At 63.4% G+C, this 23460-nt stretch carries 21 protein-coding genes and 1 pseudogene; 5 read left to right on the plus strand and 17 right to left on the minus strand.

The features are described 5' to 3' along the window. Positions 1-3: 3 nt before the first annotated feature. The 13 genes and pseudogenes from FS777_RS21800 to FS777_RS01255 all read right to left on the minus strand — a co-directional run bounded on the left by FS777_RS21800 (position 4) and on the right by FS777_RS01255 (position 14385). Positions 4-888 carry a methyl-accepting chemotaxis protein gene (locus FS777_RS21800; RefSeq protein ID WP_372239203.1) on the minus strand — a complete coding sequence of 295 codons (885 nt, stop codon included), beginning with the start codon at positions 886-888 and terminating at the stop codon, positions 4-6. 21 nt (positions 889-909) lie between these two features. After that, positions 910-1602 (minus strand): annotated as a pseudogene (locus FS777_RS21805) (methyl-accepting chemotaxis protein); the annotation flags it as partial. A gap of 523 nt (positions 1603-2125) precedes the next feature. Next, positions 2126-3418: an adenylosuccinate synthase gene (locus FS777_RS01205; protein ID WP_058637990.1), complete on the minus strand. Its 1293-nt coding sequence runs from the start codon at positions 3416-3418 to the stop codon at positions 2126-2128. Positions 3419-3474: 56 nt separating this feature from the next. Further along, complete coding sequence (locus tag FS777_RS01210; RefSeq protein WP_023532898.1) at positions 3475-4662, minus strand: ATP phosphoribosyltransferase regulatory subunit; 1188 nt, start codon at positions 4660-4662, stop codon at positions 3475-3477. 287 nt (positions 4663-4949) lie between these two features. Then, positions 4950-5819 carry a protease modulator HflC gene (hflC, locus tag FS777_RS01215; RefSeq protein ID WP_058605819.1) on the minus strand — a complete coding sequence of 290 codons (870 nt, stop codon included), beginning with the start codon at positions 5817-5819 and terminating at the stop codon, positions 4950-4952. Continuing rightward, positions 5819-6997: an FtsH protease activity modulator HflK gene (gene hflK, locus FS777_RS01220; RefSeq protein WP_058637989.1), complete on the minus strand. Its 1179-nt coding sequence runs from the start codon at positions 6995-6997 to the stop codon at positions 5819-5821. Before hflK ends, hflC begins: the two co-directional genes overlap by 1 nt. Positions 6998-7093: 96 nt before the next feature. Next, positions 7094-8395, minus strand: a complete 1302-nt coding sequence (hflX, locus tag FS777_RS01225; RefSeq protein WP_058605817.1) for a ribosome rescue GTPase HflX — start codon at positions 8393-8395, stop codon at positions 7094-7096. Positions 8396-8407: 12 nt separating this feature from the next. Continuing rightward, positions 8408-8668: an RNA chaperone Hfq gene (hfq, locus tag FS777_RS01230; protein ID WP_015272006.1), complete on the minus strand. Its 261-nt coding sequence runs from the start codon at positions 8666-8668 to the stop codon at positions 8408-8410. 94 nt (positions 8669-8762) lie between these two features. Further along, on the minus strand, positions 8763-9734 hold the full coding sequence (gene miaA, locus FS777_RS01235) for a tRNA (adenosine(37)-N6)-dimethylallyltransferase MiaA (protein ID WP_145253885.1): 972 nt from the start codon (positions 9732-9734) through the stop codon (positions 8763-8765). A 1-nt stretch (position 9735) separates the two neighbouring features. Next, a complete protein-coding gene (mutL, locus tag FS777_RS01240; protein WP_058637987.1) occupies positions 9736-11625 on the minus strand; it encodes a DNA mismatch repair endonuclease MutL in 1890 nt (629 codons plus the stop codon). Further along, positions 11622-13052, minus strand: a complete 1431-nt coding sequence (locus tag FS777_RS01245) for an N-acetylmuramoyl-L-alanine amidase (protein WP_058605814.1) — start codon at positions 13050-13052, stop codon at positions 11622-11624. The genes mutL and FS777_RS01245 overlap by 4 nt, the downstream gene beginning before the upstream one ends. A 2-nt stretch (positions 13053-13054) precedes the next feature. After that, the gene (gene tsaE, locus FS777_RS01250) at positions 13055-13537 is read right to left on the minus strand and encodes a tRNA (adenosine(37)-N6)-threonylcarbamoyltransferase complex ATPase subunit type 1 TsaE (protein WP_058605813.1); all 483 of its coding nucleotides are present in this window, start codon (positions 13535-13537) and stop codon (positions 13055-13057) included. Next, positions 13525-14385 carry an NAD(P)H-hydrate dehydratase gene (locus FS777_RS01255; RefSeq protein WP_078477907.1) on the minus strand — a complete coding sequence of 287 codons (861 nt, stop codon included), beginning with the start codon at positions 14383-14385 and terminating at the stop codon, positions 13525-13527. The genes tsaE and FS777_RS01255 overlap by 13 nt, the downstream gene beginning before the upstream one ends. Before the next feature lie 64 nt (positions 14386-14449). Here FS777_RS01255 and queG point away from each other — a divergent pair, with 64 nt between their 5' ends. Beyond that, positions 14450-15514 carry a tRNA epoxyqueuosine(34) reductase QueG gene (gene queG, locus FS777_RS01260; RefSeq protein WP_145253672.1) on the plus strand — a complete coding sequence of 355 codons (1065 nt, stop codon included), beginning with the start codon at positions 14450-14452 and terminating at the stop codon, positions 15512-15514. 98 nt (positions 15515-15612) lie between these two features. On the opposite strand, the gene FS777_RS01265 is transcribed toward queG, so the two are convergent. Together FS777_RS01265 and orn are read right to left on the minus strand one after the other, a co-directional pair. Continuing rightward, entirely contained in the window at positions 15613-16224 is a 612-nt protein-coding gene (locus tag FS777_RS01265) for a trimeric intracellular cation channel family protein (protein ID WP_023532953.1), read from the minus strand. A gap of 112 nt (positions 16225-16336) precedes the next feature. Then, entirely contained in the window at positions 16337-16879 is a 543-nt protein-coding gene (gene orn / locus FS777_RS01270; RefSeq protein WP_027913960.1) for an oligoribonuclease, read from the minus strand. Positions 16880-17018: 139 nt separating this feature from the next. On the opposite strand from orn, the gene rsgA reads away from it, so the two are divergent. After that, positions 17019-18050, plus strand: a complete 1032-nt coding sequence (rsgA, locus tag FS777_RS01275) for a small ribosomal subunit biogenesis GTPase RsgA (protein WP_058637984.1) — start codon at positions 17019-17021, stop codon at positions 18048-18050. Between the two features lie 80 nt (positions 18051-18130). Here rsgA and motB read toward each other — a convergent pair whose 3' ends face one another. After that, the gene (motB, locus tag FS777_RS01280) at positions 18131-19153 is read right to left on the minus strand and encodes a flagellar motor protein MotB (protein ID WP_058637983.1); all 1023 of its coding nucleotides are present in this window, start codon (positions 19151-19153) and stop codon (positions 18131-18133) included. 3 nt (positions 19154-19156) lie between these two features. After that, positions 19157-20008: a flagellar motor stator protein MotA gene (motA, locus tag FS777_RS01285; RefSeq protein ID WP_058605808.1), complete on the minus strand. Its 852-nt coding sequence runs from the start codon at positions 20006-20008 to the stop codon at positions 19157-19159. 130 nt (positions 20009-20138) lie between these two features. Here motA and FS777_RS01290 point away from each other — a divergent pair, with 130 nt between their 5' ends. Genes FS777_RS01290 through asd form a run of 3 tightly spaced genes read left to right on the plus strand, consistent with a single transcriptional unit; the run spans position 20139 to position 23399 of the window. Next, on the plus strand, positions 20139-21674 hold the full coding sequence (locus FS777_RS01290; protein ID WP_145253675.1) for an HDOD domain-containing protein: 1536 nt from the start codon (positions 20139-20141) through the stop codon (positions 21672-21674). 42 nt (positions 21675-21716) lie between these two features. After that, positions 21717-22526, plus strand: coding sequence for a rhodanese-like domain-containing protein (locus FS777_RS01295; RefSeq protein ID WP_058603990.1), 810 nt, complete (start codon positions 21717-21719; stop codon positions 22524-22526). A gap of 9 nt (positions 22527-22535) precedes the next feature. Next, positions 22536-23399, plus strand: a complete 864-nt coding sequence (gene asd, locus FS777_RS01300; RefSeq protein ID WP_058638926.1) for an archaetidylserine decarboxylase — start codon at positions 22536-22538, stop codon at positions 23397-23399. Positions 23400-23460 lie beyond the last annotated feature (61 nt).

The following is a 23460-nucleotide window of genomic DNA, read 5'->3' on the forward strand; positions in this document are numbered from 1 at the left end:
GCATCAAGCCCGGAACTGGCCTAGACTCGCCCGAAGCTGCGCCGCCAGATCGTCCAGTACCTTGCTGCTTGCCGTGGTCTGCATCACCACTTCGGCTGAACGCTCGGCCTGGGTATGTATGTTCTGCACCCTGCCGCGCACCGCTTGCGCGCCGTTGGCTTGCTGTTCGGCGGCACGGGTAGCCAGGCCTATCGCCGCATGCACCTGCTCGACGGCAGCCTGTACCGACTGCTGGCGACGCTCGTTGTCACGCAGCACCAGCAGCCCTTCGCTGGCCTTTGCACCCGCTTGGCTGATCGTGGCTACCGCCTCCTTGGCCCCTGCCTGCAGCGCGGCAATATGCGCCTGGATATCACCGGTGGAGCGCTGCGTCTTGCTCGCCAACGCCCTCACTTCGTCCGCCACTACGGCAAAGCCACGCCCCGTCTCACCGGCACGGGCGGCTTCGATGGCGGCATTGAGGGCCAGCAGGTTGGTCTGCTCGGCAATGCCATGGATCACCGTCAGTACCATCTCGATCTGCTCACTTTGCTTGGCCAGGCGCTCAATGACCTGGGAGCCTGCGTCCACCTGCCCAGCCAGGTTTTCGATCAGCCCGGCCAGTTGCGTCGAGGTTCGACTGTTTTCGTCGGTGGCCTGGCGGATGTCCACCACTTGCTGCAAGGCGGCCTGCATGGCGTAGCTCTCGGCCTGGGCTTCTTCAGCCATGCTCGACAGGTCGCTCAGGCTGGCCGCCACTTCATCACGTTGCAACGCAGCGGCGGCATCGGCGCCGGCGTTGCGCTGGGCCATGGCGTCGATTTCCACACCGGTGCGCTGGGCCACGTCACCGGCTTCGCGCACGATAGGTTGCAGCTTGTCGACGAAGCGGTTGACTGCAGAGGCCATGTCGCCAATCTCGTCGCAGCTGTCCAGCCGTACCCGCTTGGTCAGGTCGCCTTCGCCCGCCGCCAGGTCATCGAGCGCCGCGATCAACAGGCGCAACTTGCTCACTACACGCCGGCCCAGCACCACGGCCACCACCAACAGCACGCCCAACCCTACCAGCACCAGGCCCAGCCCGATGCGCCAACGCAATTCAGCCGCCGCATCGCGCACGGTTTGCGCTGTATTGTTCTGCATGGCCGCGGCGCTGCCTTGCGCGGCCTCAAGGCGTTCACGCAGGGTCTTGCCACTATCGGCAGCCGCCCCTACCAGGCTGTCGCCAACCAGCTGTTCGCTGCTGGTGATCAAGGCTGCGAAACGCTGATCCAGCGCGGCCAGTTGCTGATCGATACCGGCGGTTGACACGCCCAGCAGAACCTTGCCGATTTCCGCCCCGTTTGGGTTGATCGACGCTTCGACCATGTACACGGCAGGATCACGGCGAGCGGCCTCGATCACCTTGTCCAGCGCGCGCTCCCCTTGGCCCTTCTCGAGCAATGCCTGGTTGATCGGGTTCTGTCGGTTCAGGTAGCGGGTCAGGTGCTGGCCTTCTGCATCGTCATAAATCACGAACAGAACGTTGGGATTGCGCTGCGCCCGTCGGGCGAAATCCGACAGCACCGGCACATCCTTGTCCCAGATGGCGCGCGGCGCCACCGAGGCCAGCAACTCTGCCATGTCGTTGGCGGACTCCTTCAGCGTGCCTTCGAGAGTTTCGCGCAGTTGCTGCTGCTCGGCCTGCAGGCGCGTCGAGAGCCCTGCACTCAAGCGTTGGCGCGTGCTGGCAGACAGGCCATCGAGGCCTGCGCGCACCTCCTGGCCGGCTTGCTCCAGATCGATCGTGAGTTGCTGGCTGTCATGCCCCAGGCGTTCGGCCAGTTCGCGCTCAAGGGCCGAAACGGTGCTTCGTGTCAGGGCAACGGCCACCAGCACTTGCACCAAAAGGGCGATACCCAAGGCCACAAAAACAGGCCGCAACAGGCGGCTTCGTAACAGCGAAAGGATGGCAGACACGGTGAAACCCTCGTGTTTTCTGGCGCCATTACTTTGATGGCATCGATAGACACTTCTTACAGCAAGGGTTATGCCGGTAGCAGCGGGGATAAACGCCAAGTCCAAGCAATGCGCGTTTCATACCCACAATGAAAAACGCCGCGGCCCCTGTTCAGGGCCACGGCGTCAGATCAGCCTGCAGGGCAGATCAGGCGAACGGATGACGCAGCACGATGGTCTCGTTGCGGTCCGGGCCGGTGGAGATGATGTCGATCGGAGCGCCGATCAGCTCCTCGATACGGGTGATGTAGGCACGCGCATTGGCAGGCAGCGCTTCCAGGGTCTTGGCACCCAAGGTCGACTCGCTCCAGCCCGGCAGTGTTTCGTACACAGGCTGCAGGCCGATGTAGCTGTCGGCATCGGTCGGGGCTTCGATCACTTCGCCATTGGCATCCTTGTAACCTACACAGATGTTGATGGTCTCCAGGCCGTCCAGCACGTCGAGCTTGGTCAGGCAGATGCCCGAGATGCTGTTGACGTCGATGGCGCGGCGCAGGATGACGGCATCGAACCAGCCGCAACGACGGGCACGCCCGGTCGTGGAGCCAAACTCATGGCCACGCTTGGCCAGGGTGGCGCCCGTGTCATCGAACAGCTCGGTCGGGAACGGGCCCGAACCTACGCGGGTGGTGTAGGCCTTGGTGATGCCCAGGATGTAGTCCAGGTACATCGGGCCCACGCCGGAACCGGTCGAGATACCGCCAGCGGTGGTGTTGGAGCTGGTGACGTACGGGTAGGTACCGTGGTCGATGTCCAGCAGCGAGCCTTGCGCGCCTTCGAACATGATGTCCTTGCCGGCACGACGCAGTTTGTGCAGCTCGGCAGTGACGTCGAGCATCATCGGCTTGAGCTGTTCGGCATAGGCCATGCACTCGTCCAGCGTCTGCTGGAAGTCGATGGCAGGCTCTTTGTAGTAATTGACCAGCTGGAAGTTGTGGTAGTCCAGCAGCTCGCCCAGCTTGGCGGCAAAACGCTCGCGGTGGAACAGATCGCCCACGCGCAGGCCACGGCGGGCGACCTTGTCTTCGTACGCTGGGCCGATACCACGGCCGGTGGTGCCGATCTTGGCTTCGCCACGGGCTTTTTCACGGGCCTGGTCCAGCGCGACGTGGTACGACAGGATCAGCGGCGCAGCCGGGGAAATGCGCAGGCGCTCGCGCACCGGTACGCCCTTCTCTTCCAGCTTGGTGATCTCGCGCATCAGCGCATCGGGTGCAACGACCACACCGTTGCCGATCAGGCATTGCACGCCTTCACGCAGGATGCCGGATGGAATCAGGTGCAGAACGGTCTTTTCACCGTTGATCACCAGGGTGTGGCCCGCGTTGTGGCCACCTTGGTAGCGCACGACGGCGGCAGCATGTTCGGTCAGCAGATCGACGATCTTGCCTTTGCCCTCATCACCCCACTGGGTGCCCAGGACGACGACATTCTTACCCATTACATTGGTCCTCATTCACGCAAACTTGGTTGCCGGCCTGTTGCCGACGCAGAAACTCACTGGGCCAGCGGCAGAACCTGCCAGCGCCCGTCTTGCTGAATCAATTGACGATCACAATCCGCTTCAAGGGCAGCACTCAGCGGCTGACCAGGCAGGGCCTGGACCACACGCTGGCCCTCGTTGCGCAACTGGCAGACATGCTGCCATAGGGCCGCATCGCCACTGTCCGGCATCCAGATGCCGCCCGTGGGCAGTACGACCTCCGCTCGCCCCAGTGTGACCAGGGTCTTCAAATCCGTGGAGAAACCGGTAGCCGGGCGCGCCCGGCCAAAGTCGGCGCCGATGTCGTCATAGCGTCCGCCCTGGGCAATCGACTGCCCTTCACCTGGCACGAACACCGCAAACACCACGCCCGTGTGGTAGTTGTAACCGCGCAGTTCACCCAGGTCGAAGTACAACGGCAACTGCGGATAACGAGCGGCCAACCGGTCGGCGATGGCCAGCAAATCGTCCAGGGCCGCCAGCACGCTGGCAGGTGCACGACCCAGGCGTACGCGGGCCTCGGCCAGAACTTCCCTGCCGCCGCACAGCTCGACCAGGGCTCGCAGCATGTTGCCCACATCCTTTGGCAAGTCGGCCGTCAGCGCCTGCACTTCGTCGACCGCCTTGCGCTGCAGGGCGTCGAACAGCTGCTGCTCGACCGCGCCCGACAGGCCGGCGGCCCGAGCCAGGCCACGGTAGATGCCCACATGGCCCAGGTCCATGTGAACATCAGGCACATCGGCCAACTGCAGTGTGGCGAGCATCAGGCTGATGACTTCCACATCGCTGGTGGGGCTGGCATCGCCATACAGTTCGGCACCCAGCTGGATAGGGCTGCGCGAGGTAGACAAAGCACGCGGCTGGGCATGCAGCACACTGCCGGCGTAACACAACCGGCTTGGGCCTTCACGGCGCAGGGTATGGGCGTCGATGCGCGCGACCTGCGGCGTGAAGTCGGCACGAAAGCCCATCAAGCGGCCGGACTGCGGGTCCACTACCTTGAAGGTACGCTGATCCAGGTCCTGGCCAGCGCCGGTAAGCAGCGACTCCAGGTACTCGATATGCGGGGTGACGACCAGTTCGTAACCCCAACTCTGGAACAGGTCCAACACCTGGCGACGCGCGATCTCGATGCGCGCGGCCTCAGGTGGCAGTACTTCCTCGATGCCATCTGGCAGCAGCCAGCGGTCTACCGTTGCCATTACGCCTTTTCCCCTCTGGTCCGGGCGGCCGCCAGCAAGCCGGCCGTCAGTAAAGCAGGTATCGCGCACAGCAACGGGCAGCACTGATCCCAGCGCAGCCACCGTACCCGATACCCTCGAATTGCCTTGCAAACGTGTCAAAGGCGAACCGACACCAAGCCGATCAACCTTGCAGACGCAAAAAAGCCGGGAAATTTCCCGGCTGACTCATCATACACCCCTTTTGATTCGGGATGCACCCTGCCTGGCGTTTTAGCTGCCAGGCGGGGCGCCTGCCTGAATTCGCCTCAGGGCTTGCTCTTGTCCATGAAGCGGAAGAACTCGTTCTTCGGATCCAGGACCAGCACGTCGCTCTTGCTGGAGAAGCTCTCGCGGTAGGCTTGCAAGCTACGGTAGAACGCGTAGAAATCAGCGTCCTGCGTGTAGGCCTTGGCGTAGATAGCCGCCGCCTGGGCATCACCCTCACCGCGGGTCTGTTCAGATTCGCGATAGGCCTCGGCCAGTAGCACACGGCGCTGGCGATCGGCGTCGGCACGAATACCTTCGGCCAGCTCATTACCCTTGGCCCGGTGCTCGCGCGCCTCGCGCTCACGCTCGGTGCTCATGCGATCGAACACACTGCGGTTGACTTCCTTGGGCAGGTCGATGGCCTTGACGCGGACGTCGATGACCTCGATACCCAGCTCCTTGTTGGCCATGCGGTTCAGCGAAGCGGTGATGTCGGCCATCAACGCGTCACGCTCACCGGACACCACTTCGTGCAGGGTGCGCTTACCGAACTGGTCACGCAGGCCGCTTTCCAGACGACGGGACAGACGCTCATCAGCGATCTGCTTCATGCCGGAAGTGGCCGTATAGAAGCGCTCGGCATCCTTGACGCGCCATTTGGCATAGGCGTCGACCATCACCGCTTTCTTCTCCAGGGTCAGGAACCGCTGGGTAGGGGCGTCGAGGGTCATCAGGCGGGCGTCGAACTTGCGTACCTGGTTCACGTACGGCACTTTCACGTGCAGCCCTGGCTGGACATCGGCCTGAACCACCTTGCCGAAGCGCAGCAATACTGCCCGCTCGGTCTGGGCCACGATGTAGAAGCTGTTCCAGGCCACGATGGCCAGAACCACGGCGGCGATCAGGGCGATCAGCGATCGGTTGCTCATCAGCGGCTCTCCCTAGTGCGCAGCGGCTGCTGTTGCTGTTGCGTGTCCTGCGCCGAGCGCGCGGCGGCAGCGTCGTTGGCCGACGATACACCGCTCGCAGGTGCGGACGAGTTGCGGCTGCCTTCGACCATCTTGTCCAGTGGCAGGTAGAGCAGGTTGTTCTGCCCATCCTTGGTTGCCACCATGACCTTGCTCGAATTGCTGTACACCGCCTGCATGGTTTCCAGGTACAAGCGCTCGCGGGTCACATCAGGTGCCTTGCGGTACTCGGTGACCAGCTTGGTGAAGCGGTCGGCCTCACCCTTGGCCCGGGCAATGACTTCATCGCGGTAGCCGTTGGCGTCTTCGATGATGCGCTGGGCCTGACCACGGGCTTCGGGCACCACGCCATTGGCGTAGGACTCGGCCTGGTTGCGGGCACGCTGCTCGTCTTCGCGCGCCCGGATCACGTCATCGAAGGCTTCCTGCACTTCACGCGGGGCTGCCGCGCTCTGCACGTTGACCTGGGTAACGGTAATGCCGGTGCGGTAGTTGTCGAGGAAACGCTGCAGACGTTCGCGGATGTCCACGGCCATCTGTTCACGACCTTCGGTCAATACCTGGTCCATGGACGTAGAGCCCACCACGTGACGCAGGGCGCTGTCGGTCGCATGCTGCAGGCTGACCTCAGGCTGGTCAACGTTGAGCACGAAGTCCTGCAGGTTGCTGATCTTGTACTGGACGGTCAGCGGTACCTCGACGATGTTCTCGTCTTCGGTCAGCATCTGGCCCTGCTTGGTGTAGGCCCGCTCACGCGTGACGTTTTCCATGTACTTGCGATCGATCGGCGGGAAGTAGATGTTCAGGCCGGGACCGACCGTCTCATAGTACTTGCCGAAGCGCAGCACAACGGCCTGCTCCTGCTCGTCGACGACATACACGGCGCTGTACAGCCAGATGGCCGCCAGCACTGCCAGGCCGATGGCAAGCAGCCCGAGGCCGCCGCCTTTGCCGACATTGCGGTCACCGCCACCCCGTTTCTTGCCACCACCGAACATGCCGTTGAGGCTGTCCTGCAGTTTGCGGAAGGCCTCGTCCAGATCCGGCGGACCTTTTTTGTCGCCGCCACCACCGCCACCGCGGCGGCCGCCCCAGGGATCCTGATTGTTCGAGTTGCCACCCGGCTCGTTCCAAGCCATAGCGCTCTCCATCTGATAAAGCAAAGACGCGCCCACGGCGCGCCGTCCAATGCTACAGAATGCCTGTCACTGCTGCCCGACGACCTCGTAGGGCATTTATTGCAAAGTGTGTTGCTCGACAAACACTTGCGGCTCCATGCCTTCACGGCTGACCAGGCGATTGAGTTCTACCCTGGGCAGACGCACGCTCAGCAGGCTGCGCCCTTCTTCATCATGCGCTTCACTCTGCACCGCGCCCAGGTCAAAGAATTGCGCGCGCAGGCGGGCAAAACGTTGCTCCAGGCACAAGGTGCCGACAAACAGATCATCACCCAGCAGCTCGGCAATCGCCTGGCCAACCAACTCCAGGCCACGCCCGTCACGTGCCGAAACCCAGACCCGCTCGGGCTTGCCGTCGGCATTGCGCTGGATCTGCGGCTCGACCTCTTCGAGCAGGTCGAGTTTGTTATACACCTCGAGGATCGGCAAGCCTTCGGCGCCAATCTCGCCCAACACGGCCAGCACCTGCTCGATTTGCTCCATGCGCTCAGGCTCATGGGCATCGATCACGTGCAGCAGCAGGTCGGAGTTGCTCGACTCCTCGAGCGTAGCCCGAAACGCCTCGACCAGCTTGTGCGGCAGGTGGCGAATGAAGCCCACGGTATCGGCCAGCACGATAGGCCCCAGGTCGTTGAGCTCAAGCCGACGCAGCGTCGGGTCGAGGGTTGCGAACAACTGGTCGGCGGCGTACACCTCGGACTGGGTCAGGGCGTTGAACAACGTGGACTTGCCGGCGTTGGTGTAGCCCACCAGCGAGACCGACGGAATGTCCGCGCGCTTGCGCCCGCGACGCGCCTGTTCACGCTGGCTGCGTACTTTCTCGAGGCGGGACTTGATCTGCCGGATGCGTACGCGCAGCAGGCGACGGTCGGTTTCGAGCTGGGTTTCACCCGGCCCCCGCAGGCCAATACCCCCTTTTTGTCGCTCAAGGTGGGTCCAACCGCGTACCAGCCGCGTACTCATGTGCTCAAGCTGGGCCAGTTCGACCTGCAGCTTGCCTTCGTGGGTACGTGCCCGTTGGGCGAAGATATCCAGAATCAGCCCGGTCCTGTCGAGCACACGGCACTCGAACACGCGTTCGAGGTTGCGCTCCTGACTGGGCGTGAGGGTGTGATTGAAAATCACCAGGTCTACCTGCTCGGCATGGACACGGTCGTGCAACTCCTCGACCTTGCCACTGCCAATCAGGTACTTGGCCGAGGGCTGATGCCTCGAGACCGTTACCAGCGAGACGATGTCGGCACCGGCCGACAACGCGAGTTCCTGAAACTCCTGCGGGTCTTCGCGCGCCTCAGGGTTCTGACCTTCCAAGTGAACGAGCAACGCGCGTTCACCACCACCGTGGCGCTCAAAGAACAATGCAGGCTCCTATCAGGCGTTGCCTGGCTCGCTGTCGCCGTGATCGGAATCGGACGGGCTTGGCAGACGAACCGGGCGGGCAGGTACAACAGTGGAAATGGCGTGCTTGTAGACCATCTGGCTGACGGTGTTCTTCAGCAGCACCACGAACTGGTCGAACGATTCGATCGAGCCTTGCAGCTTGATGCCGTTTACCAGGTAGATCGAAACCGGGACCTTTTCTTTTCTCAAGGTATTCAGGTAAGGGTCTTGTAGCGAATGCCCTTTTGACATATGCCGCACTCCTGTAAGGATAAATAATTGGAAAATCTGAAAAAACGATAAGTAAGGCCGGCTTTCACAAGGATAGACGGCAATCAGCAGGGACTCAGCTCAATATGGAGATGGCCCCAAGGTATTTCAAGGTGCGGGACAGATTGTCGCAGGCCAGGCTGTCGAGCCAATGCACGTCTGGCCAGCCACGCAGCCAGGTGAATTGCCGCTTGGCCAACTGCCTGGTCGCGATGATACCGCGTTCACGCATCTCATTCTCAGTCAGCTGGCCGTCCAGGTAATCCCAGACCTGCCGATAGCCCACTGCCCGTATAGACGGCAGTCCGGCGTGCAAGTCACTTCTGGCTCGCAGCAATCGGACCTCGTCGACAAAGCCCTGTTCCAACATCTGTGAAAATCGTAACGCAATTCGCTGGTGCAGAATGTGACGATCTGTAGGCGCAATCGCAAGACTGGCGACAGTATAGGACAAATGACCGCAGGCGCTTGCGTCTGCACAGCTACTTTCAGCCAATTGACGCTGTCGATGGGCCGTCATGCTTTGCCCGCTGACCCGGTACACCTCCAGCGCCCGGATCAACCGTTGCGGATCGTTGGGATGGATGCGCGCGGCCGACTCCGGATCGACCTCAGCCAGTTGCTGGTGCAGCGCCACCAGGCCCTCGGCCTCGGCCAGGGCCTCGAGCTCGGCCCTGACCTGGGCATCGGCCGCCGGCATGTCGGCCAGCCCTTCGGTCAACGCCTTGTAATAAAGCATGGTCCCGCCCACCAGCAACGGGATATTGCCGCGGGCGGTGATCTGGGCCATCACGCGCAAGGCGTCGGCACGAAACTGCGCAGCCGAGTAAGCGTCGGCCGGGTCGCGGATGTCGATCAGGTGGTGCGGATGGGCAGCCAGCACAGCCTTGGAAGGCTTTGCCGAACCGATGTCCATGCCCCGATAGACCAGGGCGGAATCGACGCTCACCAGCTCGCAAGGCAAGACCTTGCTCAGCTCGATGGCGAGGTCGGTCTTGCCCGATGCCGTCGGGCCCATCAGAAATATTGCAGGGGGCTTGCCACTCATTTCATCGACCGCGCAGGAATAGTTTGTCCAGATCATCCAGGCCCATCTGGGTCCAGGTGGGACGGCCATGGTTGCACTGGCCGCTGCGCTCGGTGTTTTCCATGTCGCGCAGCAAGGCGTTCATTTCCGGGATCGCCAGGCGCCGATTGGCACGCACGGCACCGTGACAGGCCATGGTGCCGAGCAATTCGTTCAGGTGTGCCTGGATACGGTCGCTGGTGCCGTACTCCATGAGGTCCGCCAGCACATCCTGTACCAGGCGGTTGGCTTCAGCCTGCTTGAGCAACGCAGGAATCTGGCGAATCGCCAGGGTTTCCGGGCCAAGGCGCTGCAACTCGAAGCCCAGGCGCTGGAACCAGGCGGCGTGTTCTTCGGCGCAATCGGCCTCGCGCTGGCTCAGGGCGAGCGTTTCGGGCACCAGCAATGGCTGACCGCTAAGACCTTCGCTGGCCATGGCCACCTTCAGCCGCTCGTACATGATCCGTTCATGGGCGGCATGCATGTCGACGAGCACCAGGCCTGCGGCGTTCTCGGCCAGGATGTAGATGCCCTTGAGCTGGGCCAACGCGAAGCCAAGCGGGGGGATGTCGCCCTGGCTTTCCGGCAGCGCAGCGGCGCCTTCGCTCAAGGGCTTGTAGAACTCGCGATAGACCGCCTGGGCCTCGGCAGCCGGCAATGGCTGCGACGGCCTGGGTGTGTATTGATACTGGTAACCCGCGCCACTGCCACTGCCGGCAACAGGAGACGGCGCAGCACGCGGTTGCTCGAGCACGGCCGCAGCCAGGCGCATTTCGCCCTGGGGCCCGAACTCGCCTGCCTGCTGCCCCGTCGGGCGGGTCGCCTCAGGCAAAGCAGCCGGGGCAGCCAACTGGTCTTCGGGACGCACATCGGCCAGGGCACGGTGCAAGGTGCCGTACAGAAAGTCGTGGACGCTGCGTCCCTCACGGAAGCGCACTTCGTGCTTGGTCGGGTGAACGTTGACGTCCACGCCATTGGGCTCAAGCTCAAGAAACAGGACGAAGGTGGGGTGACGACCGTTGAACAGCACGTCCCGGTAAGCCTGGCGTACGGCATGGGCCACCAGCTTGTCGCGCACCGCGCGCCCGTTCACGAAGAAGTACTGCAAGTCTGCCTGGCTACGCGAGTAGGTCGGCAACCCGACCCACCCCCACAGGCGCAGGCCGTTGCGCTCCACGTCGATGGGCAGGGCCTGCTCCATGAAACCCGGACCGCAAATGGCGCCCACCCGCCGGGCACGGTCGGCTTCCTCGCGTGCCTCGTGCAAGCTCAGAATGCTCTTGCCGTTGTGCCGCAGATGGAAGGCCACGTCGAACCGGGCCAGTGCCAGGCGCCGGATCACTTCCTGCAAGTGGTCGAATTCAGTTTTCTCGGCCTTGAGAAACTTGCGCCGCGCCGGCGTGTTGAAAAACAGGTCGCGCACTTCCACGGACGTGCCGACTGGGTGCGCAGCAGGCTGCACCCGCGCAGTCATCTCGCGCCCTTCGGTTTCCACCTGCCAGGCTTCGCTGGCGTTGGCCGTGCGCGAGGTCAGGGTCAGCCGGGCGACCGAGCTGATCGAGGCCAAGGCTTCACCGCGAAACCCCAGGCTCAGGACGCCTTCAAGGTCTTCGAGCTCGCGGATCTTGCTGGTGGCATGGCGCTCCAGCGCCAGCGGCAGGTCGTCGGCAGAGATGCCGCTGCCATCGTCGCGCACCTTCAGCAGCTTGATGCCACCCTGCTCGACGTCGACGTCGATTCGGCGAGCACCGGAGTCGAGGCTGTTTTCCAACAGCTCCTTGGCAACCGATGCCGGCCGTTCCACCACCTCGCCAGCCGCAATCTGGTTGGCCAGCCGCGGGCTGAGCAGCTGGATACGTGAGCCGCCGCTCATTGTGAAGCCAACGTGGTGGCAGGAATGTCCAGGCGCTGGCCGACCTTCAGCTCATCGGTCTTTAGGCTATTGGTGCTGCGCAGGCTGGTGACGCTGACCTGATAGCGCACCGCAAGCATGGCCAGGGTTTCGCCGGGCCGCACCGTATGTTCACGCGGGCCCTGGGCGATCTTGCCGCTGTCGCGCAGCCACGCCACGTAAGTGCCTGGCGGTGGGTTCTGCTGGAAGTACTGGCGAACCCCGGTGTGAATGGAGCGCGCCAATGCCTGCTGGTGGCTGCGTGTGGCCAGCTTGGCGGCTTCTGCATTGTTCGAGATGAAGCCGGTCTCTACCAGGATCGAGGGAATGTCCGGGGACTTGAGCACCATGAAGCCGGCCTGTTCCACGCGCTGCTTGTGCAGCGAGGTGATACGCCCCATGTTGCCCAGCACCTTCTGACCGACGTTGAGGCTGGAGCTGAGCGTGGCCGTCATCGACAGGTCGAGCAGCACCCCGGCCAGCATGCGGTCCTTGTCATCGAGGCTGACATTGCCGGCACCGCCGATCAGGTCAGAGCGGTTTTCCGTATCGGCCAGCCAGCGTGCGGTCTCGGAGGTGGCACCGCGGTCGGACAAGGCGAACACCGAGGCGCCGAAGGCAGCGCGCGACGGGGCAGCATCGGCGTGGATGGAGATGAACAGGTCGGCGCCTTTCTTGCGGGCGATCTCGGTGCGCTTGCGCAACGGGATGAAGTAGTCGCCGGTGCGCGTCAGCTCGGCGCGAAAGCCCTTCTCGCTGTTGATCTGGCGCTGCAGTTCGCGGGCGATCTGCAGGACGATGTCTTTTTCATGCTGCCCGCTGGAGCCCGAAGCGCCTGGATCCTCGCCACCGTGACCGGCATCGATGGCCACCACGATATCGCGCTTGCCACTGGGCACCGGTGGCAGCTTGATGGCTGGCTGGGTTGGCGTGACGGGCACCGCTGGCGTGGTGGCTGGCGTTTGCACCGGTGGCGGCGCAGGCGGTGGGGCACTGGCGGCAATGGCGTCCGCCTCCTGATCGTACAGGTCGACCACCAGGCGATTGCCGTATTGCGCGTTAGGCGCCAGGGTGAAGCTCTTGGGCGTGACCGATTTCTTCAGGTCCACGACCACCCGCAGGTCGGTCGGCGTGCGCTGGGCCGAGCGCACGCTGCTGATCGGCGTATTGGACGTCGCCACCTTCAAGGGTGCGCCCAGGGTTGCGCCGTTGATGTCGATGACCAGCCGATCGGGTGCGCTCAATGTGAAGACACTGTGCTGCACAGGGCCAGACAGGTCGAAGACCAGCCGGGTGTTGTCCGGCGCACGCCACAGGCGCACGCTCTTGACTTGAGTGACGGCCAGAGCCTCAACGGTCACCGTTGTCAGCAAAAGCCCAACGATGGCGACCAGTGCGCGTATGCGCATACCTACCCCGCTTGCTGTTTATAGTATTCGGCCAGTGCCACGCACCAGGCGTCGCCGCGAGCCCCCTGCGGCGAAAGTACAAGCGAGCGTCCGCTCGCCTGGGGGCTTATGGTAATGGTCAGGTCAGGCTTTGGCAAAACGCCCGCACCCTTTTGTGGCCACTCGAACAGGCACAGTGGATCACCCTCGAAATAGTCACGAATGCCCATGAACTCAAGCTCCTCTGGATCGACCAGCCGATAGAGGTCGAAGTGAAAAGCTCGGACATCACCAATCTCGTAGGGTTCTACCACGGTAAACGTAGGGCTTTTCACTGCACCCGTATGGCCCAACCCACGAATAAGGCCGCGAGACAGGGTTGTCTTGCCAGCGCCGAGGTCGCCTTCCAGGAAGATGATCCCGCGCCCACCGGTCACACCGGCCAGTTGGCCGCCAAAGGCAACCATGGCCGCTTCATCGGCCAGAAACAGGTTTAAGCCAGACACGCTGAATGCTCCTCCAACAACGCACGAATCACAGGTATCAGATCACTGGCCGCCAACCCCCGGCCGCCGCTACCCAGGCGCTCGCCAGCACAGGCATGCAGCCAGACGCCCAGGCCTGCGGCGTCCCAGGCGCCAAGCCCCTGGGCCAGCAGCGCGCCGCACACACCACTGAGCACATCTCCAAGGCCTGCGCCCGCCATGGCTGGATGGCCACGGTCGCAGCGCGCCAACCGCCCTTCGGGGTCGGCGACCAAGGTACCTGCGCCTTTGAGCACGCACACACTGTTGTGGCGGCGTGCCAGCTTGCGCGCTGCACCCGGGCGGTCCGCCTGCACCGCTTCGGTGGAAATACCCAGCAGCCGTGCAGCTTCGCCTGGGTGCGGGGTCAGGATACTGCCACTGGGCAGCGCAAGGGGCGAGGCTGCCAGCAGGTTCAGGGCATCGGCATCCCAAACCTGCGCGCCCTCGGCGTTGGCCACAGCGGACAGCAGGCTGCGCCCCCATGCCGCCTGCCCCAGGCCAGGCCCCACGACCGCCACCGAAGCGCGGCCCAGCACGGTCATCAACTGGTTGGCCGACTGCACGCCCAGGCACATGGTTTCGGGCATGCGAGTCAGCCCGGCGGCCACGTGCTCCGGCCGCGTGGCTACGCTCACCAGCCCCGCGCCGCAGCGCAACGCGGCTTCGGCGCTGAGCAGGACGGAGCCGCCGGTGCCAAGGTCGCCGCCGACCACCAGCACATGGCCGAAGTCACCTTTATGGGCCTGAGCAGGGCGTGGCGGCAGGCGGGCAACGGTCAGGCTGCTCAGCACTGTGGGGGCGTGTACGGGGTTACTGGTCTGTTGCATGGGGTCAAAAGCTCCAATGTCTGGCAGAATTATACGCACCTCTGCCCGTATTGCTTGCCCATCCATGTCCGCCTTCACTCCTGACCTCGACGCACTGGCCCATAACATCAAGCTGTGGGGCCAGGAACTGGGCTTTGCCCACGTCGGCATCGCCGGTATCGACCTGGGCGAACACGAGCATCACCTGCAGCGCTGGCTGGACGCCGGTTATCAGGGGGAGATGGAATACCTGGGGGCACACGGCAGCAAGCGCGCCCACCCAGAGCAGCTGATTCCAGGCACCGTGCGCGTCGTCTCGCTGCGCATGGACTATCTGCCCGGCGACACGCAAATGGCGCAGCGCCTGGCCCAACCGGAAAAGGCCTACGTATCCCGCTATGCCTTGGGCAGGGACTACCACAAGCTGGTGCGCAAGCGTGTGCAGTCGCTGGCCGACCGCATCCAGCAGGCCATCGGCCCCTTTGGCTACCGAGCCTTCGTCGACAGCGCGCCGGTGCTGGAAAAGGCGCTGGCCGAACAAGCCGGGCTTGGCTGGATCGGCAAGAACACCCTGTTGCTCAACCGCAAGGCCGGCAGCTATTTCTTTCTGGCTGAACTGTTCGTCGACCTGCCCCTGCCGGTGGACCAGGCCACCACCAGCGAACATTGCGGCCGCTGCACGGCTTGCCTGGACATCTGCCCAACCCAGGCGTTCGTCGGCCCGTACGTGCTCGATGCCCGCCGCTGCATCTCCTACCTGACCATCGAGCTCAAGGGGCCGATCCCGGTGCAGTTGCGCTCGATGATGGGCAACCGGGTGTTCGGCTGCGATGACTGCCAGATCGTCTGCCCCTGGAACCGCTTCGCCAAGCCCACCCGCGAGCAGGACTTCCAGCCCCGCCACGGCCTGGAGAATGCGGAACTGGCGCAGATGTTTCGGTGGGATGAGCCTACTTTCCTGCGCAAGACCGAAGGCGGACCTCTGCGCCGTGCCGGTTATGAGCGCTGGCTGCGCAACCTGGCCGTTGGTCTGGGCAACGCCCCCTCCACGATCCCGGTCATCGAAGCCCTCAAGGCGCGACGCGACGATGCCTCGCCACTGGTGAGGGAACACGTGGAATGGGCGCTTGCCCGGCACGGGGTGGCATGACCCTAAAGGGGAGGTCGCGATAGGCCGCATAGCTGCCTCTGCACCTTTGCGGTGTAGCACAAAGCCAGGGCCCGCTAGCCTGGTGCGGGCGCCCAACCTCACTGCTGGTCATTGTAATGAAACTTGGGCATCTCCCAGTGAAAGCGGATAGCCAGCAACCGCACCAGAAAGCCACCGAACAAGGTCAGCAGCATGGCTTGCTCTGCGGGCACCTTGAAGTAGTCGCAGCCCAGGTAGAACCAGGCCGCAGCGAACGACACGCTCGCGTAAAGCTCCCGGCGGAACACAAGCGGAATGTCATTGCAGAAGATATCCCGCAAAATCCCGCCGAAGACCCCCGTGATCACACCGCTGATGGACGCCACCAGCATGCCCTGCCCCATCTCCAGCGCGGTCATGCAACCAATGAGGGTAAAGGCCACCAGCCCCAAGGCGTCGAGTACCAGAAACAGGGAGCGCAGGCGGCGCATCATCGGCGCGATGAAAATGGTCAACAGCGCCGCACAGCTGGTCAGCACCAGGTATTCCGGGTGCTTGACCCAGGTCAGCGGGTAGTGCCCCAACAGCACGTCACGCACCGAGCCACCGCCCAATGCGGTCACGCACGCGATCAGCACCACCCCGAACCAGTCCATGCCACGACGGCCGGCAGACAGCGCACCGGTCATCGCTTCGGCGGTGATGGCGATCAGATAAAGCATCAGCAACATGAGCAAGACCCACACCGATCACCCGCTCAAGCGACCATCAGCGTACGGCCCCGGGCAGAAGTGCCGGGGGCCGTGCGCCAATGGCCGCGTGAAGCGCGTGAGCTGCGTTTTTTTAGAATTTGATGAAGTGTTCGCGGTAGTGGCGCAGCTCGGCGATGGATTCGCGAATGTCGTCCAGCGCCAGGTGCGTGTTGCCCTTGCTGAAGCTGTCTCGCACTTCGGGGGCCCAGCGCGCTGCCAGTTCCTTGAGGGTGGAGACGTCGAGATTGCGGTAGTGGAAGTAATTTTCCAGCTGACGCATGTGCCGGTACAGGAATCGACGGTCCTGGCAGATGCTGTTCCCGCAGATTGGCGATTTGCCTTTAGGTACCCACTGCTCGAGGAAGGCGATGGTCTGGGCCTCGGCCTGGGCCATGCTCACCTGACTTTCACGCACACGCTGGGTCAGGCCGGAGGCGCCGTGGGTGCGGGTGTTCCAGTCGTCCATGCGCGCCAGCACTTCATCACTGTGGTGGATGGCGATGACCGGGCCCTCGGCCAGCGTATTGAGGTCGCTGTCGGTGACAATGGTGGCCATCTCGATGATGACATCGCTGTCCGGATCCAGCCCGGTCATCTCCAGGTCGATCCAGATCAGGTTCTGTGGGTTTTGCATGCAGGCACTCCTCCGATGGAGGCCTATATTAGCGCAGTGCACCCCCACGAACCAAAGTGAAGCGGACAGCGTTCAGGCCCGGCATGCTAGACTGCCAGTCGTTTTCTACGCCCCGCACGGGGCCTTCTACGGAGCGTTCATGGCCAAACGCCAGCTCAACCGTCGCCAGAACTGGCGTATCGAAAAGATTCAGAACGAGCGCGCTGCACGTGCGGCAAAGCGCGAGCAGCATGCCTTGCAGGAACTGGAAGGCGGCGACCTTGGGCCCGAGCAGCTGGGGCTGGTGATCGCGCACTTCGGTGTACAAGTTGAAGTCGAAGCCCAGGATGGCGACACCGCAGGCCAGGTGTTTCGCTGCCACCTGCGCGCCAACCTTCCTGCGTTGGTCACTGGCGACCGCGTGGTCTGGCGTGCCGGCAACCAGGGGATCGGCGTCATCGTTGCGCAGATGCCCCGTGCAACCGAACTGTGCCGGCCCAACAACCATGGCCAGCTCAAGCCAGTGGCGGCCAATGTCGACCTTATCGTCATCGTTTTCGCACCGGCGCCGGAACCGCACCCCAACCTCATCGACCGCTACCTGGTGGCCGCCGAGCATGCCGGCCTGCGGCCCCTGTTGCTGCTGAACAAGGCTGACCTGGTCAATGACGAGAACGGGCCAGGCCTGCAAGCGCTCCTGGACGTCTACCGTGAACTGGGCTACCCGCTGCTGGAAGTGTCGGCGCATCAAGGGGATGGCATGCAGCGCCTGCAGCAGTCACTGGATGGACACATCAGCGTCTTCGTCGGTCAGTCGGGGGTGGGCAAGTCGTCGCTGGTCAACAGCCTGCTGCCACAGGCCGGTACCCGGGTCGGTGACCTGTCGGAATGGTCAGGCCAGGGCACCCATACCACCACCACCGCCCGCCTGTACCACTTCCCCAACGGGGGCGACCTGATCGACTCGCCGGGCATCCGTGAGTTCGGCCTGGGGCATGTCAGCCGCACCGATGTGGAAGAGGGCTTTATCGAGTTCCGCGACCTGTTCGGCACCTGCCGCTTCCGCGACTGCAAACATGATCGCGAGCCTGGGTGCGCGCTGCTCAAGGCCCTGGAAGACGGGCGAATCAAGCCACAGCGGATGAACAGCTACCGCTCGATCATCGCCAGCCTGCCGGAAGAAACCTACTGATCAACCCTGCATGCCCAATGCAGGCGGGGTACCTTGTCCGCCCCGGCAGTGACCGGCAGCCCAACGGGGCTGCCAAGCCCTTACTGTTCCTTGGCCTCATCCATCTTCAACGTGCCGTCCTCGAAGATGTTGAGCTTCTGGCGCAACTCACGTGGTTGCATGGGCGTATGGTCATCGGCCGCCGAGGGTGCCGGTGCAGTCGTTGAAGGTGGCTGCGCCCCGGTAGGGGCTTGCGCCGGCGGTGGCGCGGCGCCCTGCTCGCCTTCGATATCACGCTGGGCCTTCTTGGTCAGCACGATGATGTCGATCCGACGGTTTACCGGGTTGAACGGGTTCTTGCGATCGAACAGCGACGAAGACGCATACCCCACCACCCGTGCCACCTGGCCATCTGGATAACCCCCTGCCACCAGGGCCCGCCGCGCAGCGTTGGCACGGTTGGCCGACAGCTCCCAGTTGCCGAACTCGCCAGCGCCTGCGTACGGCTTGGCATCGGTATGGCCACTGACGCTGATCTTGTTGGGCACGGTCTTGATGGTATCGGCCATGGCCAGCAGGATGTCCTCGAAATAGGGCTGCAAGCGTGCACTGCCGATGTCGAACATGGGCCGGTTCTCGGCGTCCATGATCTGGATGCGCAGGCCGTCCTGGGTGATCTCGAACAGGATCTGGTCCTTGAACTTCTGCAGCTGCGGGTTCTCCTCCACCTTGTTCTGCAACTCCTGCAGCAGCAGCTCGAGGCGCTCGCGCTCGACCTGCTCGGCCATGGTTTCCACCTGGTCCTTGTTCAGTTCGATGCTGGTGTCTGGGGTCGGCTCCGATTTCACCTCGGGGTTGATGGTCTTCTCCGGCGCCAGCTCGGGCGAGCCGCCCAGGTCGATGACGTAGGGTGTACCACTCTCGGAGAAGCCGATCGGGTCCTTGAAGTACCCGGCGATGGCGATCTTCTGCTCAGGGGTTGCGGTCGACAGCAACCACAGCACCAGAAAGAACGCCATCATGGCCGTGGCGAAGTCGGCAAAGGCGATCTTCCAGGCGCCACCGTGGTGGCCGCCGCCAAAGCGCTTTACGCGCTTGACGATGATGGGCTGATTGTTCTCCATGACTCAGCGACCGCGTACCGCTTGCTCGAGCTCGGAGAAGCTGGGGCGATGCTTGGGGTACAGCACCTTGCGCCCGAACTCCACGGCCAGCGACGGCGGCATGCCCGAGGCCGAGGCGACCAGCGAGGCCTTGATCGACTCGTACAGGTTGAGTTCTTCCTTGGCATCGTGCTCAAGGCACTTGGCCAGTGGGCCGAAGAAACCGTAGGCGGCGAGAATACCGAAGAAGGTACCCACCAAGGCGGCGCCCACGTGCATACCGATGGCTGCCTGGTCACCATCGCCCAGCGACGCCATGGTGACGACGATACCCAATACGGCTGCAACGATACCGAAGCCTGGCATGCCGTCTGCGACCCCAGTGACCGCGTGGGACGGATGCTCCAGCTCCTCCTTCATGCTCAGCAGCTCCATGTCGAACAGACCTTCGAGTTCGTGGGGGGCCATGTTGCCGGTGGACATGATGCGCAGGTAGTCGCAGACGAACGCGGTCATGCGCTCATCGGCCAGTACGGTCGGGTACTTGGCAAAGATCGGGCTGGCCGAGGCGTCTTCGATGTCGGCCTCGATGGCCATCATGCCTTCGCGGCGGCTCTTGTTGAGAATTTCATAGACCAGTCCCAGCACTTCCAGGTAATAGGCATGGGTGAAGCGCGAGCCGAACATCTTCATCGACTTCTTCAGAACGTGCATCGTCATGTAGCCAGGGTTGGCCTGCAGAAACGCACCAAAGGCCGCGCCGCCGATGATCAGCACTTCGAACGGCTGGATCAGCGCCGCAATCTTGCCGTGGGAAAGGACGTAGCCGCCGAGTACGCTCGCGAATACGACGATGATGCCGATAATTTTAGCCATAGATTCAAAGCACTTGCTGTCGTGGTCAGGGAAAGAGGCGGGAGCGTCAAAACTCTTCTTCTCCTTATCGGCAGAACTGCGCCAGACTATAGCCACTAAAAGCGAAAAGCCAGTTCGGACTGATGTCAAAATGCCAATTGAAACCGAGGTATCCGGCCAGGCCCCACGTACGTTAGAAGCCTGGGTGAAGCTGCTGGAGAGTGTGCGCATTCCTGTGCCCAAGCACAGCTACGACCGGGTCATGGCGGCCATCAACGATAACCGGCGTTCATTGCGCGACATCGCCGAGCTGATGCAGGACAGCCCGGCCCTGGTGCTGTCGGTGATGCGCGAAGCCAACCACCCGACCAACGCCAGCCAGGCCGAGCCGGCCGAAAGCCTGGAAATTGCGCTCAATCGCCTGGGCCTTGAGCGCAGCGCACTGCTGCTCAAGCGCCTGCCAGCGCTGCCGATGGAAGACATCCCGCCGGTGCTGCGCCAGTTCCAGATGATCAGCCAGCATGCCTCGCAGCAGGCCAGTGGCCTGTTCGCCAGCCGACTGGCGCGGCTGTGGCAGGAAATCCACTGGGGTAGCCTGCTGTTTCTGTCCCCATTATGGCCGCTGGCATTGGCCCACCCGAAGCTGCTCGACACCTGGGAGCTGCGGGTCATCCATAAAGGAGAAGACGCCGCCATTGTCGAGCAGGAGCTATTCGGTGTTCGCATCATGGCGCTGTGCCAGGCCATTGCCCAGCAGTGGCGCCTGCCGCAATGGGTGACCCAGGGTTACCGTCTGCTGCTCGAAGAGCGCGAGCAGCTTGCCCAGGTGTTGAACATCGCCCGGGACGAAGACCTGCTCAACCAACAACATCGGCTCGATGCCGAGCCCGGTCTGCGCCGCTGGTTCAACCAACCGGCCAATACCGTGCTGTTGGCCAATAACCTGGCGCTGGCAGCCCAGGTGGGCTGGGACAATCCCCATCTGCTGCGCTGGCAACTGCTGACCGCACTCTACCTGCAGACCTCGCTCGAAGACATACAACAGCAGGTGCACCAGCAAGCCGCGGCCAGTGCCAGGCGCCATGCGCGCCTGGCACTGTTCCACCCAGCCGAGGCCTTGATCTGGCCATGGCATCAACGCCGCCCCCACCCGGAAATGCTGGCGCCCCCGCCCCCCACCGCCGATGAACTGGCGCGCTGGCGGTCGCTCTGCCAGGACTTGCTGGCCCAGCCCAGCCCTTTCACCAATACCGTGCACCTGGCGGCCCAAGCCCGTGAGGCGGTACTGGCGTGCGGCATGCAACGCCTGCTGCTGCTTGGCCTGGACCGGGCCAATGACTGCCTGCGCGTGCAACAGGCGGCCGGGCTAGCGAAAGAGGCGACCAGCCTGGTATTGCCGGTGGCGGCGAACAAGCTGCTGCAAAAGCTGATGTCCAAGGCCGGGCAACTGCGCATCACGCCCGAAAACCACACGCAGTTCGCCTCGTTGTTGCCGCCGCCCTTGCGTGCCCTGTTCCGAGGCGAGCATGTCCTGCTGCGCTCGCTGGCGGTCAATGACCAGGTGGTCATGTTATTGGTGGCCGACCAGGGGTGCCGGCCCTTGGCCGACATCAGCGTGCAGGCTTTTGGCAAAACCTCGCAATGCATCGAACGGGCGCTGTGGGTGTTTGCCAACCGCAACGGCTGAGCCTTGCGCTACAATCGCCCCTTTGCACACTGGAGACCGTGGATGACCGACTTTTCCGGCCTGCCGCTGGTGATCGAAGCCGCCGACCTGTTGCCACGCCTGGGCTCGCCCGACTTGATCCTGGTCGACCTCAGCAGCGCCAATCGTTACGTCAGCGGGCATATCCCGGGCGCGCATTTCGTCGAGGGCAAGCGGACCCAGCTCGGCCAGCCGCCTGCGCCTGGGCTGCTACCGCCGCAGAGCGACCTGGAAAAGCTGTTCGGCGAACTGGGCCACCGCAGCGATGCGGTCTACGTGGTGTATGACGATGATGGCGGTGGCTGGGCTGGCCGCTTCATCTGGTTGCTCGATGTGATCGGTCACACCCGGTACCACTATCTCAACGGTGGCATCCAGACCTGGCCGGCCGACCGGCTCAGTACCGATGTGCCTGCCAAGGGTACCCGGCCGGTGAGTTTGCAACTGCATCCGGAACCCACCGCCACCCGCGAGTACCTGCAAAGCCGCCTGGGCGCCGATGACCTGGCCATCTGGGATGCTCGCGCCCCACAGGAATTCACCGGCGAAAAAATGCTCGCGGCCAAAGGCGGGCACATACCTGGTGCGGTCAATTTCGAATGGACCGCCGGCATGGATCTCAATGACCATCTGCGCATCCGCCCGGACATCGCCGAAGTGCTGCAGTCCCTTGGCATCACGCCTGACAAGGAAGTGATCACCCACTGCCAGACGCATCGCCGCTCCGGCTTCACTTATCTGGTGGCAAAGGCCCTGGGCTACCCGCGAGTCAAAGCGTACGCTGGCTCCTGGAGCGAGTGGGGCAACCACCCGGACACGCCTGTCGAAGTTTAAGGAACCTGAATGAAATCCCGTCTGTTCATCATCAGCCAGTACCTGCTGCCGCATCACCTGCTGTCGCGCCTGGCCGGCTGCGTTGCCGAGTGCCGCGCCCGCTGGTTCAAGAACGCCTTCACCGCCTGGTTTGCCAAGCGCTACCAGGTCGACATGCGTGAAGCGCTGGTCGAAGACTTGACCGCCTACGAGCACTTCAACGCATTCTTCACCCGCGCCCTGAAACCAGGCGCACGCCCCCTGGACCAGACCCCCGGCGCCATCCTGTGCCCGGCCGACGGTGCAGTGAGCCAGGTTGGCCCGATCGAGCACGGCCGCATCTTCCAGGCCAAGGGCCACAGTTACAGCGCACAGGAACTGCTGGGCGGCGACCCGGCCCTGGCAGCCCCCTTCATGGGCGGCGAGTTTGCCACTGTCTACCTCTCACCCAAGGACTACCACCGCGTGCACATGCCGCTGGCAGGCACGCTGCGCGAGATGGTCTACGTGCCGGGGCGGCTGTTCTCGGTAAACCAGACCACCGCAGAAAACGTGCCTGAACTGTTCGCTCGCAATGAGCGGGTGGTCTGCCTGTTCGACACCGAGCGCGGCCCGATGGCGGTTGTCTTGGTCGGTGCCATGATCGTGGCCTCCATCGAGACCGTCTGGGCAGGGCTGGTCACGCCGCCCAAGCGCGAGCTCAAGACCTTCCGCTACGACGATGCCAGCCGTGCGCCAATTCACCTGGAAAAAGGCGCCGAACTGGGTCGATTCAAGCTGGGTTCGACGGCGATCGTGCTGTTCGGCCCCGACCAGGTCAAATGGGCCGACCACGTGGGCGCCGCCTCGGCGGTGCGCATGGGCCAGCTGTTGGCCACGCCGCTGCAGGCGTGATGGCCCAAGACGTGGCCCCAGGGTTCGGGCGCTGACGCCAAAACCCTGGGGTCTGCGCAGG

The organism is Pseudomonas sp. DE0157, from assembly GCF_007678615.1.
In the GTDB taxonomy this organism is placed as follows: Bacteria; Pseudomonadota; Gammaproteobacteria; order Pseudomonadales; family Pseudomonadaceae; genus Aquipseudomonas; species Aquipseudomonas parafulva_B.

Bases quoted from the DNA above. Each gene is read 5' to 3' on its own strand.
- FS777_RS21800 (WP_372239203.1), bottom strand. From the start codon at position 888: ATGGCCTCTGCAGTCAACCGCTTCGTCGACAAGCTGCAACCTATCGTG.
- FS777_RS01205 (WP_058637990.1), bottom strand. From the start codon at position 3,418: ATGGGTAAGAATGTCGTCGTCCTGGGCACCCAGTGGGGTGATGAGGGC.
- FS777_RS01210 (WP_023532898.1), bottom strand. From the start codon at position 4,662: ATGGCAACGGTAGACCGCTGGCTGCTGCCAGATGGCATCGAGGAAGTA.
- hflC (WP_058605819.1), bottom strand. From the start codon at position 5,819: ATGAGCAACCGATCGCTGATCGCCCTGATCGCCGCCGTGGTTCTGGCC.
- hflK (WP_058637989.1), bottom strand. From the start codon at position 6,997: ATGGCTTGGAACGAGCCGGGTGGCAACTCGAACAATCAGGATCCCTGG.
- hfq (WP_015272006.1), bottom strand. From the start codon at position 8,668: ATGTCAAAAGGGCATTCGCTACAAGACCCTTACCTGAATACCTTGAGA.
- miaA (WP_145253885.1), bottom strand. From the start codon at position 9,734: ATGAGTGGCAAGCCCCCTGCAATATTTCTGATGGGCCCGACGGCATCG.
- mutL (WP_058637987.1), bottom strand. From the start codon at position 11,625: ATGAGCGGCGGCTCACGTATCCAGCTGCTCAGCCCGCGGCTGGCCAAC.
- FS777_RS01245 (WP_058605814.1), bottom strand. From the start codon at position 13,052: ATGCGCATACGCGCACTGGTCGCCATCGTTGGGCTTTTGCTGACAACG.
- FS777_RS01255 (WP_078477907.1), bottom strand. From the start codon at position 14,385: ATGCAACAGACCAGTAACCCCGTACACGCCCCCACAGTGCTGAGCAGC.
- queG (WP_145253672.1), top strand. From the start codon at position 14,450: ATGTCCGCCTTCACTCCTGACCTCGACGCACTGGCCCATAACATCAAG.
- FS777_RS01265 (WP_023532953.1), bottom strand. From the start codon at position 16,224: ATGTTGCTGATGCTTTATCTGATCGCCATCACCGCCGAAGCGATGACC.
- orn (WP_027913960.1), bottom strand. From the start codon at position 16,879: ATGCAAAACCCACAGAACCTGATCTGGATCGACCTGGAGATGACCGGG.
- rsgA (WP_058637984.1), top strand. From the start codon at position 17,019: ATGGCCAAACGCCAGCTCAACCGTCGCCAGAACTGGCGTATCGAAAAG.
- motB (WP_058637983.1), bottom strand. From the start codon at position 19,153: ATGGAGAACAATCAGCCCATCATCGTCAAGCGCGTAAAGCGCTTTGGC.
- motA (WP_058605808.1), bottom strand. From the start codon at position 20,008: ATGGCTAAAATTATCGGCATCATCGTCGTATTCGCGAGCGTACTCGGC.
- FS777_RS01290 (WP_145253675.1), top strand. From the start codon at position 20,139: ATGCCAATTGAAACCGAGGTATCCGGCCAGGCCCCACGTACGTTAGAA.
- FS777_RS01295 (WP_058603990.1), top strand. From the start codon at position 21,717: ATGACCGACTTTTCCGGCCTGCCGCTGGTGATCGAAGCCGCCGACCTG.
- asd (WP_058638926.1), top strand. From the start codon at position 22,536: ATGAAATCCCGTCTGTTCATCATCAGCCAGTACCTGCTGCCGCATCAC.